At 45.2% G+C, this 2192-nt stretch carries 1 protein-coding gene; it reads right to left on the bottom strand.

All coding sequences use genetic code 11. The annotated features are described in order from the left end of the window. Positions 1 to 2027, bottom strand: a 2027-nt coding sequence (locus tag KO492_RS03985) for a DNA topoisomerase III (protein WP_216043780.1), incomplete at its 3' end; no start/stop codon positions are given. Positions 2028 to 2192: the final 165 nt, after the last annotated feature.

The following is a 2192-nucleotide window of genomic DNA, read 5'->3' as shown; positions in this document are numbered from 1 at the left end:
TAATTCGGGCACCCTTCCATATCTGGATAAGATTGCTTACAAGTAGGGAAGTTTGAACAGGACCACCAATACTGCCCTTTCTTCCTTGGTGAAGGACGGCGCGATAATCCTGCTCCACATGACATACATTTGAATACATCCGAGATTACAGCCGCTTCTTTACCTCCAGCGATTGCTACAGCTCCATTATTGGCCTTTGCAACCTGGTCTTTGATAAACGCCTCTTGTTTGGTAATAAAGGCACTCAGTTCTGTTTTTCCGGATTCAACACTTTGCAACATACGCTCATAAAGAGCTGTTAGAACCGGACTTTTTACCACTTCTGGCAACGCATCAATCATGCTTCGACCTAAAGTGGTACTCACAATTCGCTTACCCTGCGTTACCAGGTAATTACGGCGTTTCAGTTCAGCAATGATCGAAGCTCGTGTTGCTTCTGTGCCAATACCATCCCCTTCACGTAGCATTTTTTTATGTTGAGGGTCCGTCACAAACCGATGGATATTTACCATCGCAGTGATTAACGTACCTTCTGTAAACCTTGCTGGCGGCTTCGTCTTGGCGTCTCGTCTGACTGATTGTCCACAATCAATAGCATCGCCTTTTGTCATTCTTGGTAATGATTGTTCATCACCATCTTGATCGCCTTCGTCTTCTTCGGACTCGTCCAAATACACATCATGCCAACCACCAAACGTGACAACCTTCCCTTTAGCCCCAAACGTTTCCCCTTGAACGTCAACAGTGATGGTTGTACTTAGGAACTCATGCACTGGATAAAACTGCGCAAGGTAGGCTCTTACAACCAGGTCATAGATAGCTCTTTCTTTGTCATTAAGTTTGTTCAAATTTCCTTTGTGCATCGTGGGAATGATGCCGTGGTGTGCCGAGACTTTCGCATCATTCCAAGTGCGGGATTTTATTCCCGTATCTGCTCGGTCTATGATGGAAGATAAATGAGGGTTTACCGCTTTCACTGCTGCTAGAACCGCGGGCGCATCTTCAAACTGAGATTCTGGCAAATACGCACAGTCAGTTCTTGGGTAAGTAGTTAACTTGTGTGTTTCGTACAATGATTGACACGTATCTAGTACATCTTGAGCACTGAACCCAAATTTTCTTGATGCCAAGGCGGTCATATCAGACAAGCTAAAAGTAAGCGGGTGATTTTGCTTCTTGGCTTGTTGGATATAATCTGTGATTGTTCCAGGTTTACCGCTCAGGGACTCAACTAGCTTATCAGCAATCTGTGTGTCGATTAGACGGCCTTCCTCGTCTAGCCCTTCCTGATCTTCTTTCGCTTTCCAACCCGCCCAAAAACTGCCGGACTCATGTTTAATTTCAGCTCGAATAGTATGGAACGGTATAGACTTGAAAGATTCGATTTCACGGTCCCTATTCACTACTAGAGCAAGGGAAGGTGTTTGTACGCGGCCTACTGTCAATAAAGCTCTTGAGCCGCCTCTTTGTGCTCTCAAAGTGTACGCCCTGGATAGATTCATACCTATCAACCAATCAGCTTTACCTCGCCCTTCCGCAGCATGGGCGAAGCCGTGAAATTCGCGGTTATCTTTCATGTTGGTTAACGCACGTTTAACAGATACGGAGTCAATAGCGTTAGCCCAATAGCGAAGAACTGGCTGTGTACTATTGAAATGCACTAGCAATTCATCAACAAGCAATTGCCCTTCACGGTCAGGGTCCCCAGCATTCACAATTTGAGTGGCAGACTTGATCAACTTGCCGATAGTTTTCACCTGTTTTTTGGCGTCGTCTTTGGGTCTTAAAATCCATTGTTGAGGAATAATTGGGAGTTCTTCAACACGCCATAATTTTCGGCCTTTGTCATTCGTAGGTACATCGTCCGGTGTATATTCATCCGGCCCAGCTTGCTCCAGCATGTGACCAAAACACCAGGTAACTCTATCCTTGCCACATTCAATAAAACCGTCACCCTTACCTGTTACTCCTAGCTCTGCGGCAATGGCTTTTGCTACTGAGGGTTTTTCTGCGATAAATAATCTCATACCTTTTCCTTACCAAGTGAATACTGGACGAATAACCGCTTTCACTTGAGAACGATTAACAGGCCCAAAATAACGGGCATCAAATGAGGTTCCGCTAACATCCGACATAAGCAGTAATTCAGAGTTACCAAGCGTGTACTGACTTGTTTGGTATCGAGGCAATTC

Origin of the sequence: Celeribacter halophilus, from assembly GCF_018860305.1 — a bacterium.
Lineage (GTDB): Bacteria > Pseudomonadota > Alphaproteobacteria > Rhodobacterales > Rhodobacteraceae > Celeribacter > Celeribacter halophilus_A.
Note: the sequence above shows the minus strand (reverse complement) of the source record. Positions and strands in the feature narration are given on the sequence as shown.